We start from the raw sequence: 14691 nt of genomic DNA, 5'->3' as shown, positions 1-14691 counted from the left end.
CTTACCGATGATCTTCTAGACATGGTTACGCAGCTTTCGGGTAACGGATGGTGCCACGAAGCCGGTGCAGGCCGTGCCCGTTAAACCACTCTTCGGTCCACTGCTCAGCTTGTCCAGCACGCAGATTGCGGCCCCGCTTTCTAACCATCAAGCGAAACAACCGCCAACACACGTACCGGTCGATCTGGCGGAACTTAACGGCGGCATTGCCGGTACGAAAGTAGTTGCCCCAGCCGCGCAGAATCAGCGTCAACTCCGCGATCACGTCACGGATATCGAGACCGACCCGGTTGCGGCCGGTGCGGTCGCGCACCTTGGCCCGTAACCGGGCCATAGCCGTTTGACTGGGCCAGCGGTGCAAGTAGTAGCGGATGACCCGCTTCTGCTCCCACAACCGTCCCGACATGCGGGCGCGGAAATGACAGCCCAGAAAGTCCAGGCCCTCACGCCCTGCCCGCAGATCGACCACCTTCGTCTTCTCCGGATGCAGCCGCAACCCCAACGACGCCAGGATCTCTCCCACCGCCGCCAAAGCATGCTCGGCCTGTTCCGCCGTGCGGCACAACACCACACCGTCATCGGCGTAACGCACCAACTCACCCACCCCACGGGCAGCGAGTTCGGTGTCGAGCACATGCAGAAAGATATTGGCCAACAGCGGCGAGATCACCCCGCCCTGCGGGGTGCCCGCGACCGTCCGCTGGGTCACCCCCTCGACCATCACTCCTGCTTGCAGCCACAACCGCAGCAGTTTGAGCACCCGCCGATCCGAGACCCGCCTACCCACCTGCGTGAGCAGCCGGTCGTGGTCAATCTCGCCGAAGAAATTAGCGATATCGAACTCGACCACAAACACCTGGCCCTCGATGAACCCGGTCCGCAAGCGTTCCTTGGCCATCACCGCCGACCGCCTCGGCCGAAACCCGAACGAGCACGACAAAAAGTCCGCCTCGAAAATCGGTTCCAACACGATCTTGGCCGCCGCCTGGACCACCCGATCTCGCACCGTGGGAATCCCCAACGGCCGCTTACCACCTCGTGGTTTCGGAATCTCCACACGCCTGGCTGGCGCGGGAAGATACACACCCTCGCGAAGGTCACGACGCAACTCGCGCAACATGCGGTCCACGCCGTAGTCCTCCACCGCAGCCACGGTGATCCGATCCACCCCGGCCGCACCTTTGTTCTTACGCACCCGCTCCCACGCCTCCCACAGGACGTCACCCCTGTAGACACGGTCATACAGAGCGTGGAAACGCCGACCCTCAGACTGCTTGGCCGCAGCCCATAGCACCCGTTGCAGTTGTTGCACTTTCACCGGCGAGGCCACCAACGGCTCGTCGTCGGCTACAGCAAGCGATGGCTTGCCGGGGTAATTGGACCGAGTCACCTCGGTCATGCCCTGATGCTTACCCGCTTCGCGCGCGTGATCAAAGCAGGGGCCCTTCCCTCCCGGCGTGTCTCTCACGCCGATCAGCGGTACTACGACCCCCTCGGACTCCCGCTGCCCTCCAAAGGATTTCACCATCGGCTTATACCCTTGGTCTTTGCCTGACGCAGGCCAGGCAGACGGGTCTCTCCCCTTCCGAACCAGACTGTGTGCACGTGCCGCTCCCCATACCCCGGAAGGACCCGCCGAGCTAACCCCGGACCGGGGCTCGACGGACATAGGCCTTCGCCGTGACATGAGCGGCTCGGCTCCTCCGTTGTACATTTGACGAGGCTGCAGGACTCGCGCCTAGCGGCACTACGGCCCGCGCACTTGCTCCCTCCAAAGAGGCTCTCGACACCCCGCTTAGCCCGCCGCCTCTCAACGACGAACCGGGGCCTGCTACCCGGCGCTCCGGTGCCTACCGGGACGGGACTTACACCCGCAAGCCTGATCCAGCTTCTAGGACGCACCATGTGTACACATGTTACACCGGGCGGGACAGGCGCAGCGCCGAAAAGGAACACCCCGGCCGCTTGGATCGGAGACGACTCCGTGGCACGCAACTCAGTGGTGATGATGACGCCCGCCGAACCTCGAATACGAAGGCCCCCGACATCAGCCGGGGGCGCTTCGCATTGCTCGCTTCAGTGGTGGTGGTGATGCCCGTGGCTGTGACCGTGGCCATGCCCGTGGCCATGGTCCTCCTCATCGGCCGGCTTCTCCACGACAGCCGTCTCGGTGGTGAGCACCATCCGGGCCACCGACGCGGCGTTGAGCACCGCCGACCGGGTGACCTTGACCGGGTCGATGACGCCGTCGGCGATCAGGTCGCCGTAGCGCAGCGTCGCGGCGTTCAGGCCGTGCCCGGCGGGCAGCTCGCTGACCTTGTTGACCACGACCGCGCCGTCGAGCCCGGCGTTGTCGGCGATCCAGTACAGCGGTGCGGCCAGGGCGTCGGAGAAGACGTCGACCCCCGCGGCCTGGTCGCCGGTCAGCGACGCCCGCAGGTCGTCGAGCGCCTTGCGGGCCCCGATGAGCGCCGCGCCACCGCCGGCCACGATGCCCTCCTCGACGGCCGCCTTGGCCGCCGCGACGGCGTCCTCGACGCTTTCCTTGCGCTCCTTGAGCGCCGTCTCGGTGGCGGCACCGACCTTGAGCACGGCGACCCCGCCGGCCAGCTTGGCCAGCCGCTCCTGCAGCTTCTCGCGGTCCCAGTCGGAGTCGCTCGCCTCGGCCTCGGCGCGCAACTGCTTGATGCGGGCGGCCACCGCCTCGGCGGACCCGCCGCCGTCGACGATGATGGTGTCGTCCTTGCCGATCACGACCCGGCGGGCCGAGCCCAGGACCTCGACCCCGACCTCGCGCAGCAGCAGGCCGGCGTCGGGGTTGACCACCTGGCCGCCCGTGACGATCGCCAGGTCCTCCATGAACGCCTTGCGCCGGTCACCGAAGAACGGCGACTTGACCGCGACGGCCCTCAGCGTCTTGCGGATCGAGTTGACCACCAGCGTCGCCAGGGCCTCGCCCTCGATGTCCTCGGCGATGATGACCAACGGCTTGCCCGCTTCGGCGACCTTCTCCAGCATCGGCAGCAGGTCGGGCAGCGAGCTGATCTTCTCCTGGTGCAACAGGATCAGCGGGTCCTCGAGCACGGCCTGCTGGGCGTCGAAATCGGTCACGAAGTACGCCGACAGGTAGCCCTTGTCGAAGCCGACACCCTCGGTGAACTCCAGCTCGGTGCTCATCGTCGAGGACTCCTCGACGCTGACGACGCCGTCGGTGCCGACCTTGCTCATCGCCTCACCGACCAGCTCACCGAGCTGCTCGTCCCGCGAGGAGACCGTCGCCACCTGCGCGATCGCCTCCTTGCCGGTCACCGGCGTGGCCGAGGCGAGCAGCGCCTCGGACACCGCGTCGGCGGCCTTGCCGATCCCCGCGCCGAGCTCCATCGGGTTGGCTCCGGCGGCGACCAGGCGCAGGCCGCCCTTGACCAGCGCCTGGGCCAGCACCGTGGCGGTGGTGGTGCCGTCGCCGGCGACGTCGTTGGTCTTGGTGGCCACCGACTTCACCAGCTGGGCGCCGAGGTTTTCGAACGGGTCCTCCAGTTCGATCTCGCGCGCGACGGTGACGCCGTCGTTGGTGACCGTGGGGCCGCCCCAGGACTTGGCCAGCACCACGTGGCGGCCGCGCGGGCCGAGGGTCACCCGGACCGCGTCGGCGAGCGTGTTCACGCCCGCCTCGATGGCACGACGCGCGTCCTCGTCGTACTCAATGAGCTTGCTCATCAGGCTCCTTCACGCCTACTGACGCATGCCGCCCCGGAAATCGCCCGTGCTTCGCACGGGGATCGCCGGGGCGGAACACGGGTTACTTGGATACGACAGCCAGCACGTCGCGCGCCGACAGGATCAGGTACTCCTCGCCGTTGTACTTGATCTCGGTGCCGCCGTACTTGCTGTAGATGACGGTGTCGCCCTCGGACACGTCCAGCGGGATGCGCTTTTCGCCGTCCTCGTCCCAGCGGCCGGGGCCGACGGCGACGACGGTGCCTTCCTGCGGCTTCTCCTTGGCGGTGTCGGGAATGACCAGACCGGACGCGGTCGTGGTCTCGGCCTCGTTGGCCTGCACGAGAATCTTGTCCTCGAGTGGCTTGATGTTCACCTTCGCCACGATGGGAGCCCTCCAGTTAGTTGGTAGCAGGCCCGGGACCATCGCCCGGGCCGGGGTTGGTTGGCGGTCGGACCGCGGCGTGCCGCGAACCGTCCGCCTGTCAGGTGGTCTGGCATTCGGCCGTACCCTCGAACCGTCGTCGCGGGTGCCGGCGCAGGGGGACGTCCGATTGCCACCTAGCACTCTATACATGAGAGTGCTAGCACTCAAGGGCGGCCCGCTGCTTCCCCTCTCAGCGGACAAGCCGGGCTCCCCGGCCCTCCCGGTGCCGGGCGAGAACACCGCTCGGGCGGGCATCCGCGCCGCCCGCACCCAAACCCGAAGGCGGACACCGTGAGGCGTCGCCGCGCGCGGTTCCCCGAGCGCTGATCCCGAGTGCTAATAGTGGAAGCATGCACAGTCGCACCGCCAACGCGAGCCGCGCCGCGGCCCTGGTCGCACTGCTCGTCGCGGCCCTGGTCGGGTGGGCCGGCCCGGCCCACGCCCAGCCGGGCGGCCAGATGTACGGGGACCCGGAGGCCGCCGCACCCTACTGGCGCTACCAGCATCAGGAAGACTGCGGCCTGATGGCCGTCGCCGACGTGGTCGGCCAGCTCACCGGCCACGAACCCACCCAGCTCGGCATCGAGCTGCGCGGCATCTTCACCCCCAGCGAATCCCACGGCGGCGACGTCTACTTCTTCGACGGCACGTCGCCGCAGGACATGGTCATGCTGCTGCAGCACTACGGCATCCAGTCCGAGATCACGACCGGAAACACCCTGCAGGGGCTGGAGGACTACCTCGGCAGCGGGCACAAGGTCATCGCGGCGCTCAACGCGGAAACGATCTGGAACTACCCCGCCGGTCAGGGACAGCGCACGAAACCCGACCACGCCGTCGTCGTCACCGGCGTCGACACCGCCGACGACGTCGTCCACCTCAACGACAGCGGCACCCCCGACGGCCGCGACGAACGGATCCCGATGGACACCTTCACCCAGGCCTGGTCGACCAGCGACGACCTGCTCATCGTCACCCAGGCGACCGGCTACGGCACCGTGCCGTGGGTGCCGCGCGTCTAGGCCGTCACCGCAGTTGCCCCTTCAGCACCGGCAGCCCCGGATCGCTGGCCACATCCAGCGGTGACGGCGGCGCTCCGGCGGCCACCAGGTGCGCGGCGAAGGCCGCGATCATCGCCCCGTTGTCGGTGCACAACCGGCGGCTGGGGACCCGCAGGGCCAGGCCGGCCGCCGTGCAACGCTGCGCCGCCAGCTCGCGCAGCCGCGAATTCGCGGCCACTCCCCCGGCGACCAGCAGGGTCGACACGCCGGCCCGGGTCGCCGCTCGCACCGCCTTGAGCGTCAGCACGTCGGCGACGGCTTCCTGGAATCCGGCCGCGACGTCGGGGAGCGCCGCGTCCGGGGCGCTTTCCAGGTAGCGCGCCACCGCGGTCTTGAGCCCGGAGAAGCTGAACGCGTACGGGTCGTCGCCGGGCCCGGTCATGCCGCGGGGGAAGACGACGGCATCGGGATCTCCGGTGCGGGCGAGCTCGTCGAGCACCTTGCCGCCCGGATAGCCCAGGCCCAGCAGCCGGGCCACCTTGTCGTAGGCCTCGCCGGCGGCGTCGTCGACGGTGCTGCCGAGCTCGACGATCTCACCGAGCGAACGCACGTGCAACAGGTGCGTATGCCCGCCCGACACCAGCAGCGCCACGCACTCGGGCAGCGGTCCGTGCTCGTAGACGTCGGCGGCCAGGTGCCCCCCGAGGTGGTTGACGGCGTAGAACGGCAGGTCCCAGGCCGCCGCATAGGCCTTGGCCGCCGCCACCCCCACCATCAGGGCGCCGGCCAGGCCGGGCCCGATGGTGGTGGCCACCACGTCGGGTCTGTCCAGCCCGGCGGTCGCCAGGGCGCGGCGCATACAGGGGCCGAGCGCCTCCAGGTGGGCGCGGGAGGCGATCTCGGGCACCACGCCGCCGAAGCGGACGTGCTCGTCGACACTGGACGCCACCTCGTCGGCCAGCAGGGTCACGGTGCCGTCGGGGTCCAGGCGTGCGATGCCGACTCCCGTTTCGTCGCACGACGTTTCGATGGCCAAGACGACGGTCACGGAACCTTCCGAGCCTCTCTGCGCATGGTGTAGGCGTCGGCGCCGCTGACGCGGTAGTAGCGCCGGCGCAGGCCGACCTGCTCGAACCCCACGCTGCGGTACAGCGCGATGGCGGGCTCGTTGTCGGTGCGCACCTCGAGGTACACCACACCGCCGGCGGCGAAGGTCAGCAGCTCGTCGAGCAGCCGCCGGCCGATGCCGCGGCCCTGGCAGGCGGGGTCCACGCCGATGGTGTGGACCTCGTACTCGAACGGCGGTGTGCGGCCCAGCCGCGAGACGCCCGCGTACCCGACCAGCGTTCCGGCGCTGCGCGCACCCACGTAGCGGTTGTGCGGGCTGGCCAGTTCGCGGTTGAACGCCGCCGCCGGCCACGGGTCGTCGCCGTCGAACAGCTGCAGTTCGAGCTCGGCGCACCGCTGCGCGTCGGCCGGGGTCAACGCGCCGATGGTCACGGGCTCGCCGCAGGCGGTCATCGGCGCTCCGCGAGCGGTTTGGCGTCGGGACGACGCAGGTACAGCGCCACCAGGGGCGCCGGCGGCGCCGACCAGTCCCCGACGGCGGCCGCCAGGCCGGCCGGTGTCGGATGGACGGGCCCGCACCGCGGCAGGCCGAACATCCCCGCGTGCTCGGGTGAGCCGGCCACCGCGCGGGCCCCGCCGGGGTCGACGTCGGCCGGGGCGTTGACGGCGGGGCCCGCCGTGCGGACCCCGTCGCGGTAACGCGCCCAATAGATTTCGCGCCGACGGGCGTCGGTGACGACCAGGACCTCGCCGGTGGTGTGCACCCCGATGGCGTCCAGGCTGCACACCCCGTGCACCGGGATGCCCAGCGCGTGCCCGTAGGCGGCGGCGCTGGCCATGCCCACCCGCAGGCCGGTGAACGGGCCCGGGCCGCAGCCCACCACGACGGCGCCCAGATCGGACATGCTCAGCGCGGCGTCGGCGAGCGCGGCAAGCACGTTGGGGGTGAGCCGTTCGGCGTGGGCGCGGGCGTCGACGGTCACCCGTTCGGCCAGCACGGACAAATCGTCGCGCCGCACCAGGCCGGCCGTGACCGCCGGGGTCGCGGTGTCGATGGCCAGGATGACGCTCATGAGGCCCACCGCCAGCTCGCGAGCCGCACGTCGGAGCGGCTGACCCGCTCCAGGCGGACGTCGAGGTGGCGCTCGGCGAGGCGTTCGGCGATGCCCTCGCCCCACTCCACCACGACGACCGCGTCGTCGAGCTCGGTGTCGAGATCCAGGGAGTCGAGTTCGCCCAGCAGGTCGGCGCCAGGCCGGTCCAGGAGCCGGTACATGTCGACGTGGATCATCGCCGGCGCGCCGGGCCGATGGGGCCGATGCACCCGCGCGAGCACGTACGACGGCGACGTGATCGGGCCCTCGACGTCCATGGCGGCCGCGATCCCCTTGGCCAGCACCGTTTTTCCCGCACCGAGCGGACCCGAGAGCACCACCACGTCGCCCGCGCGCAGCTGCCCGCCCAAGCGGGACCCGAGCGCGACGGTGTCCTCGACGCGCTCGCAGGTGGCCGTGCCGCCCTCCGGTGTGCGCTCAGCCACGGCGCCCGAACCTCTCCCGGATCCGGCGGTACCGCCGGGTCATCGCGCCGGGCAGGGCCCGGTCGACCAGCCGGATCAGCCCTTCGTTGATGGCCTCCGGCTTGTCCAGCAGCGCCAGGTGGCTGGCCCCGGAGACGACGACCAGCTCCGACCGCGGCATACACGCCGCCATCTTGCGCGAGTACTCGTCCGGTGTGAGCAGGTCGTGGTCGCCGCAGGCGACCAGGGTCGGCACCCGCAGCAGCGTCCACAGCCCGGCGGTTTCGTCGTGCCGCTCCAGCGCGTCCAGGAAACCGATCAGGGTGGTGATCGGGGTGTCGTTCATCATGCGTTGCGAGAACGCGTCCAGACTCCGGCTGACCTGCAGGTCGCTGAACGACGCGGCCCGCAACACCGGAGCGATCAGGGACCGGGACACGTTGCGGCCGCGGTTCATCAGCTTGGGGGCGGACCTGGCGGTGAACCGGATGGCTTCCAGCGCAGGGTTAGTCAGCAGCTCACCCAACGGCGAGCGCGACAACCCTTCGGCCGCAGAGGAAATCAGCGCAGCGCCGACGATCCGGTTCCCGTATCCCCGGGGATACTGGCGGGCGTGCGACAACACCGTCATGCCGCCCATCGAGTGACCCACCAGCACGATCATCCCACGCGGTGCGGCCACGGTCAGCACGCTTTCCAGGTCCTTGCCGAGTTGGGTCAGCGTGTAGGTCTCCGGTGCGCCGTCGCCGGACCGGCCGTGGCCGCGCTGGTCGTAGAAGACCATCCGCACCCGCGGCCCCAGCCGCCCGGGGAGCCGGGTGCGCTGAAAGTGGAAGGCGCCCATGCGCAGACAGAACCCGTGCACGAACACCATCGTCAGCGGGGCATCCACGGGCCCGGCCTCGCGGACGGCCAGCGGCACCCCGTCCGGGGTGGTCACCACGTAGCCGCGGTCGTCGTCGATCCTGTCGAAATCCTCACCGGCGTAGGGATCTTCGGAAGCGGTAGCGCGCTGGGTGACGGAGCGGCGCGCCGAGGCGCCCACGATGGCGGCGATCGCGGTCAGACCGGCACCTCCCGCAAACCAGGCCCTCCCCCAGTGGCGCCGACGGATTCGGTCATCGCTCAACGGTTTCGGCCTCGCGGTATGTCCTGGTGATGCGTCCCCGGGGGCTGGTCACCACCTCATAGTGGATGGTGCCGAGCAGGTCGGCCCAGTCCTGTGCGGTCGACTCGCCGCCGCCGCCCGGCCCGAACAGGATCGCCTCGTCACCCTCGGCCACGTCGGGCCGCCCGGGGCCCAGGTCGACGAGGAACTGGTCCATGCAGATCCGCCCGACGCCGGGCCGCCGCCTGCCGTTGATCAGGACCTCCAGGCGTCCGCCCAGCGTCCGGAACACCCCGTCGGCGTAGCCGATCGGCAGCAGCGCCAGGTTGGTGTCCCGGTCGGCGACCCACGTGTGGCCATACGACACGCCCTCACCGGCGCGGATCGGCTTCACCAGGGCGACAGCGCATTTCACCGTCATCGCCGGAACCAGGCCCATGTCGCCGAGCGCGGGTACGGGGCTGAGGCCGTACACGGCGATGCCGGGCCGGACGAGGTCGAAGGCCAGGTCGGGCCGCGACATCGTCGCCGACGAGTTCGACACGTGGGCGACCTCGAACCGCACCCCCTGATCGCGCGCCGCCGCGAGCAGCTCGCGGAACCGTCGGGCCTGCGCGTCGTTGATGGCGCTGTCGGGCTGGTCGGCGTGCACCATGTGCGACATCAGGCCACGCACCCGCACGGCGTCCTCGGCGCCGGCGCGGCGCAGCGCGGTCAGCAGCGACGGGAATTGCGCGGGGGGTACACCGTTGCGGTTCAGCCCGGTGTCGACCTTGACGGTCACCGTGGCCGCGCGACCGGTGCGGTGCGCCGCGTCCAGCAACTCGTCGAGCTGGCGCAGCGAGGACACGGCGACCTGCACGTCGGCCAGCAGGGCGGGCCCGAAGTCGATGCCGGGCGGGTGCAGCCACGCCAGGATCGGGGCGGTGATCCCGTCCGCGCGCAGTTGCAGCGCCTCGTCGACGGTGGCCACGCCCAGCTCGGCCGCTCCCGCGGCCAACGCCGTGCGCGCGACCCGGGTGGCCCCGTGGCCGTAGCCGTCGGCCTTGACCACGGCCATCACCTGCCCGTGGCCGGCGTGCTCGCGCAGCACCCGCACGTTGTGCGCGATGGCGCCCAGGTCCACGACGGCCTCGCCGAGGACGCCCGGCGTCAGGGACAGCGGGGTGATGGACACGGTCGATATTGTCCCAGAACCCGCAGAATGCCGCGAAAGTGCAGTTGCCGGGGCCGCCACTCGGGAAATGCGTCGGCGGTCACACTTTCGGGGCGCGGAGATTAATGCGCGAAGTGCTGGTCGTCGTAGTGTCCGCCGGGCTTGGTCTTGTCCAGCGAGGTCAGTGCCGACACGGCGTCGTCGTGCAGCGACCGGGCCAGGTCGGCCGAGAGGCCCTCGCGCACCACGATGCGCAGCACCGCCACATCGGTGGCGTTGTCGGGCATGGTGTAGGCCGGCACCTGCCAGCCGTAGGTCCGCAGCTCGTGGGAGACGTCGAACTCGTTGTAGCCGCAGTCACCAGCGAGCTTGAAGGTGACCACCGGGATCGCCGAACCGTCCGAGATCACCTCGAAACGGTCACTGACGCGCAGTTGCTCGGCCAGCCAGCGCGCCGTGCCCGACAGCGCCTGCATCACCTTGCTGTAGCCGTCGCGGCCCAGCCGCAGGAAGTTGTAGTACTGGCCGACCACCTGGTTGCCGGGACGGGAGAAGTTCAGCGTGAACGTCGGCATGTCCCCGCCGAGGTAGTTGACCCGGAAGACGAGTTCGTCCGGCAAGTACTCCTTGCTGCGCCACACCACGAAGCCGACGCCGGGATAGGTGAGGCCGTACTTGTGGCCGCTGACGTTGATCGACACCACGCGCGGCAGCCGGAAGTCCCATTTGAGCTCCGGATGCAGGAACGGCACAACGAATCCCCCACTGGCGGCGTCGACGTGCACCGGGACGTCCACGCCCCCGCCGGCGGCGAGCTTGTCCAGTGCGCCGCAGATGTCGGCGACGGGCTCGAGCTCCCCGGTGTAGGTGGTGCCCAGAATCGCCACCACGCCGATGGTGTTCTCGTCGACGGCGTCGACGACCTGCTCGGGGGTGATCACGTAGCGGCCCTTCTCCATCGGCAGGTAGCGCGGCTCGACGTCGAAGTAGCGGCAGAACTTCTCCCACACCACCTGGACGTTGGAACCCATCACCAGATTCGGGGTCCGCTTCTCCCAGCCCTTACCGACCTTCGCCCGCCACCGCCACTTCATGGCCAGCCCGCCCAGCATGACCGCCTCGCTGGACCCGACCGTCGACACCCCGCAGGCGCTGGAGGGGTCGGCGTCGTTGAGGCCGTCGGCGTAGAACAGGTCGGCCACCATGGACACGCAGCGCTGCTCGATGGCCGCGGTCGCCGGGTACTCGTCCTTGTCGATCATGTTCTTGTCGAACGTCTCAGCCATCAGCTTGCCGGCCTCGGGGTCCATCCAGGTGGTCACGAAGGTGGCCAGGTTCAGCCGCGAACTGCCGTCGAGCATCAGCTCGTCGTGGATGAAGCGGTAGGCGGCGTCGGGACTCATCGAATCGTCCGGCAGGCGCAGCGCCGGGACCGGGGCGGTGAACAGGCGGTTGGTGTAGGCGGGGGCGATCGCGTGCGCGGGCATGGACGGGTGGTGGGGCACGGGGTTCCTTTCCATAAAGCTCTACAAGGCGGCCAGGGCGGCCCGGACGTGCGGGATGATGCGCGACGCCGACGTCGGCGCGTCGCCGGGTCCAGGGTCGGCGGCCGAGGACGCCGCCGCGCGCGCGTGGACGAAGGCGGCCGCCGCGGCCGCCTCGGCGGCCGGCAGGCCCGCCGCCAGCAGCGCGCCGATCATCCCGGACAGCACGTCGCCCGAGCCCGCGGTGGCGGCCCAGGATTGCCCGGCCGGGTTGAGGTAGACCGGGCCGCCTGGGTCGGCGATGACGGTGACGTTGCCCTTGAGCAGCACCGTGGCACCGAACTCGTCGGCCAGCTTGCGGCAGGCGCCGACCCGGTCGTCACCGGGCGCGCTGCCGGCCAGCCGGGCGAATTCCCCGGCGTGCGGGGTCAGCACGGTCGGCGCCCCCCTTTCAGCGCGGTTGGCCACCAGCTCGGGCCGCTCCGCCAGGATGGTCAGCGCGTCGGCGTCGACGATCACCGGCAGGTCGGTGTCCAGCGCGAACGTCAAGGCGCCGGCGCCGGTCGCGTCGGTGCCCAAGCCGGGCCCGACGACCCAGGCCTGCACCCGCCCGGCCTCGGCCGGGGTGGGCGAGGCGATCACCTCGGGCCAGCGCGCGAGCACCTCGGCGTGCGCGCTGCCCGCGTAGCGGACCATGCCGGAGTGGGTCGCGACGGCGGCGCCGGTGCACAGCACGGCGGCGCCCGGGTAGGTCGACGAACCGGCCATCACGCCGGTCACGCCCTGCGTGTACTTGTCGTCGTTGGGCCCGGGCACCGGCCAGCGCGCCAGCACGTCGGCGGCCTCGAACCCCAGCGCCTCGACGTCCGGGGGGCCCGGCAGGTCCAGGCCGATGTCGACGAGTTCGACGCGGCCGCAGTCGGCCAGCGCGTGCACCGGCTTGAGCCCGCCGAAGGTGACGGTCAGCGCGGCGCACACGGCGGGACCGGTGATCGCCCCGGTCATCACGTCGATCCCGCTGGGAATGTCGACGGCGACCACCAGGATGGCGTCGGCGCCCGGCCTGGCCAGGCCGGCGAACACCTCGGCCGCGGCCGGCCGCAGCGGCCCCGACCCGGAGATGCCCACCACCCCGTCGATGACGAGATCGGTTGTCGGCGAGACTTTTTCGACGACACGACCGCCGGATTTGCGGAATGCCGCCAGGGCCTTGGGGTGGGCGCGGTCGGGGTTGAGCAGCACCGCGTCGGCGGCCGCGCCGCGGCGGCGCACGAACGTCGCCGCCCACAGCGCGTCGCCGCCGTTGTCCCCGGAGCCGACGACCGCGCACACCCGGCGCCCGGCGACCCCACCCGTGCGGGTGACGAGTTCGGCGATGATCGCGGTGGCCAGCCCGAAGGCCGCGCGCCTCATCAGGGCGCCGTCGGGCAGGCCGGCCAGCAGGGGCGCTTCGGCGTCGCGGATCGCGTCCACGGAGTAGTAATGCCGCATCGAAGCCAACACTACGTGCCGGCGCCGACGGGCCTTGGTCAGGACTCCGTCAGGCAGAAGCCTCGCCGGAGCGGAACCGCCGCAGCGCGTCCCTGAGCTTGGCCGGGCCCAGTTGCGCGCCGCCCTTGGTGCGCGTCAGCGGGTAGAAGCAGAGCCCGATGAGGATCGACGCGAAGTGCCCGATCGCGGTGAAGTTGAGTTCGACGCGGTTCATCGTGAGCAGCGGGAAACCGAAGATGATGAACAGCACCCCGAGGTAGCCCCAGCGCCACGGTCGCGCGATGTGATAGGTCAGCACGGCCATCACGCCGACCAGGAAATAGCTGACCCCGATGTCGCGGGCCAACACCAGCCTTTCCGACGCGCTGTGCTCCTCGATCGCGAAGTAGAGCATGCCCTCGCCGATGTAGGTGGCAAGGATGTGGGAGGTCAGCCCCACGGTGAGCCACCGCAGCTGGCGCAGCCAGTGTTCCGCCGGCGCCAGGAACAGGCTGAACAGCAGCAGGTACGGTTCCAGGTTCTTGCCGTCGATCCACAACAGGCTCGAGAACAGCACGTCGAGCGGATCGGAGCCCAGCTCGTGGATGTTGGTGGAACGGTGCAGCAAAACCGCGTGCAACTGCTTGCCGGTGAGGTGGCTCTGGATGAGCGTAGTGATCGTCAGCACGAGCAGCCAGCCGTAGGTCAGCGGCGCGTCGCTGACCCAATGCCACACCGCGAGCGCCATGTTCCGCGCCCGCGTCCGCACCGATGTATCCGCCACGACGTCAACCTTCGCATGCCCGGCGCCACGCCGTGAAACCACGGCAAACGGGCCACCAGCCACCTAGGGGTTGTCCGGCCGCAGGTGCCGCCACCAGCAATTGATGTAGAGGGACATCGAGACCGCCAGCGCCACGAGCACCCAAAGGACGATCGTGATGTCGATCCAGCTACCGAACGGCGGCGAGCCGGGAAGCGCGTTGCGCAGCGGCACGACCGCGAAGAGCATCGCCGCATACCAGGTCGTCATGGGCGGCTGGAACTTCCGCCGGTCGCGAGCCGTCTGGATCGCCACGACCAGGGCCAGGACGGCGATCGTGATCAGGACACCGAGGATGACGATGGCGAACGCCGCCGTGCTGAGCGATCGCTGCAGGCTCACCCGGTATGGGCCGTGCCCGTTGTGGCTACCGGCGGCGACCTCCCACCCGGAGAGGTGGTTGACGAACTTCACCGGCACGTGGATGGGCTCGGCATGGTCGCCGCGGAACAGTTCGACCTCGACGGGCCCCGAGCGGTAGTGGTCGAAGGGCCACCGTTCGATCTCGCCGGCGATGGTCAGCGGAACGGGGAACGTGCCCGGAAGCATGCCCCTGGTCCAGGTGCGGCGCGTGGGCGAGGCCACCGACCTGACCCGCAGGCTGAGGTCCTCGTTGAGGTGGTGGGTTTGCGGGTCCAACAGCGCCGAGCCGGGAACCACGGTCAGGTTGGCGACGAGCACGCTGTAATTCGACTGGATGTCTTCGACATTCATCGTCGCCGTCGTCGCCTCGCCGCCGGGCGGGCTCACCACCCGCTGGCGGCCCTCGCCGCCGGTGGCATACAGCGCGACCGCCGCCACGTATGCCACGACGATGCCCACGACCAGACCCACGACGCCGAACCTGCCGACCGCCGACCGCATGCTGCTCCCCTTTTGTATGCCTGGCGAACCGTCCCCGAGGAATGTAGTTCACCG

General features: G+C 70.1%; 14 protein-coding genes. 1 reads left to right on the top strand and 13 read right to left on the bottom strand.

The genetic code is table 11. The features are described 5' to 3' along the window. Positions 1–25 precede the first annotated feature (25 nt). From ltrA to groES, 3 genes are all read right to left on the bottom strand, one after another. Positions 26–1399 (bottom strand): group II intron reverse transcriptase/maturase, encoded by a 1374-nt coding sequence (gene ltrA, locus ACJ512_RS05455; protein WP_407689776.1) that lies wholly within the window; start codon positions 1397–1399, stop codon positions 26–28. Positions 1400–2076: 677 nt separating this feature from the next. Beyond that, positions 2077–3717 carry a chaperonin GroEL gene (groL, locus tag ACJ512_RS05450; protein WP_407688744.1) on the bottom strand — a complete coding sequence of 547 codons (1641 nt, stop codon included), beginning with the start codon at positions 3715–3717 and terminating at the stop codon, positions 2077–2079. Positions 3718–3799: 82 nt separating this feature from the next. Then, entirely contained in the window at positions 3800–4102 is a 303-nt protein-coding gene (groES, locus tag ACJ512_RS05445; protein WP_007167930.1) for a co-chaperone GroES, read from the bottom strand. A gap of 392 nt (positions 4103–4494) precedes the next feature. Between groES and ACJ512_RS05440 the strand changes: the two genes are divergently transcribed. Next, positions 4495–5166: a C39 family peptidase gene (locus tag ACJ512_RS05440; RefSeq protein WP_407688745.1), complete on the top strand. Its 672-nt coding sequence runs from the start codon at positions 4495–4497 to the stop codon at positions 5164–5166. Between the two features lie 4 nt (positions 5167–5170). On the opposite strand, the gene tsaD is transcribed toward ACJ512_RS05440, so the two are convergent. The 10 genes from tsaD to ACJ512_RS05390 form a co-directional block, all read right to left on the bottom strand. Next, positions 5171–6193, bottom strand: coding sequence for a tRNA (adenosine(37)-N6)-threonylcarbamoyltransferase complex transferase subunit TsaD (gene tsaD, locus ACJ512_RS05435; RefSeq protein WP_407688746.1), 1023 nt, complete (start codon positions 6191–6193; stop codon positions 5171–5173). After that, on the bottom strand, positions 6190–6666 hold the full coding sequence (rimI, locus tag ACJ512_RS05430; RefSeq protein ID WP_407688747.1) for a ribosomal protein S18-alanine N-acetyltransferase: 477 nt from the start codon (positions 6664–6666) through the stop codon (positions 6190–6192). Before rimI ends, tsaD begins: the two co-directional genes overlap by 4 nt. Beyond that, complete coding sequence (gene tsaB / locus ACJ512_RS05425) at positions 6663–7286, bottom strand: tRNA (adenosine(37)-N6)-threonylcarbamoyltransferase complex dimerization subunit type 1 TsaB (protein WP_407688748.1); 624 nt, start codon at positions 7284–7286, stop codon at positions 6663–6665. Before tsaB ends, rimI begins: the two co-directional genes overlap by 4 nt. Further along, entirely contained in the window at positions 7283–7753 is a 471-nt protein-coding gene (tsaE, locus tag ACJ512_RS05420) for a tRNA (adenosine(37)-N6)-threonylcarbamoyltransferase complex ATPase subunit type 1 TsaE (protein ID WP_407688749.1), read from the bottom strand. The genes tsaB and tsaE overlap by 4 nt, the downstream gene beginning before the upstream one ends. Continuing rightward, positions 7746–8798: an alpha/beta fold hydrolase gene (locus ACJ512_RS05415; protein ID WP_407688758.1), complete on the bottom strand. Its 1053-nt coding sequence runs from the start codon at positions 8796–8798 to the stop codon at positions 7746–7748. Before ACJ512_RS05415 ends, tsaE begins: the two co-directional genes overlap by 8 nt. 52 nt (positions 8799–8850) lie before the next feature. After that, positions 8851–10017, bottom strand: coding sequence for an alanine racemase (gene alr / locus ACJ512_RS05410; RefSeq protein ID WP_407688750.1), 1167 nt, complete (start codon positions 10015–10017; stop codon positions 8851–8853). Positions 10018–10118: 101 nt separating this feature from the next. After that, positions 10119–11516, bottom strand: a complete 1398-nt coding sequence (locus tag ACJ512_RS05405) for a glutamate decarboxylase (protein ID WP_407688751.1) — start codon at positions 11514–11516, stop codon at positions 10119–10121. A gap of 6 nt (positions 11517–11522) precedes the next feature. Further along, positions 11523–12971: an NAD(P)H-hydrate dehydratase gene (locus ACJ512_RS05400; RefSeq protein WP_407688752.1), complete on the bottom strand. Its 1449-nt coding sequence runs from the start codon at positions 12969–12971 to the stop codon at positions 11523–11525. Between the two features lie 49 nt (positions 12972–13020). Next, positions 13021–13698 carry a rhomboid-like protein gene (locus tag ACJ512_RS05395; protein WP_407688759.1) on the bottom strand — a complete coding sequence of 226 codons (678 nt, stop codon included), beginning with the start codon at positions 13696–13698 and terminating at the stop codon, positions 13021–13023. A gap of 99 nt (positions 13699–13797) precedes the next feature. After that, positions 13798–14637 carry a DUF4436 domain-containing protein gene (locus ACJ512_RS05390; RefSeq protein ID WP_407688753.1) on the bottom strand — a complete coding sequence of 280 codons (840 nt, stop codon included), beginning with the start codon at positions 14635–14637 and terminating at the stop codon, positions 13798–13800. Between the last annotated feature and the right edge of the window lie 54 nt (positions 14638–14691).

Source organism: Mycobacterium cajalii (assembly GCF_045809005.2).
In the GTDB taxonomy this organism is placed as follows: domain Bacteria; phylum Actinomycetota; class Actinomycetes; order Mycobacteriales; family Mycobacteriaceae; genus Mycobacterium.
Note: the sequence above shows the minus strand (reverse complement) of the source record. Positions and strands in the feature narration are given on the sequence as shown.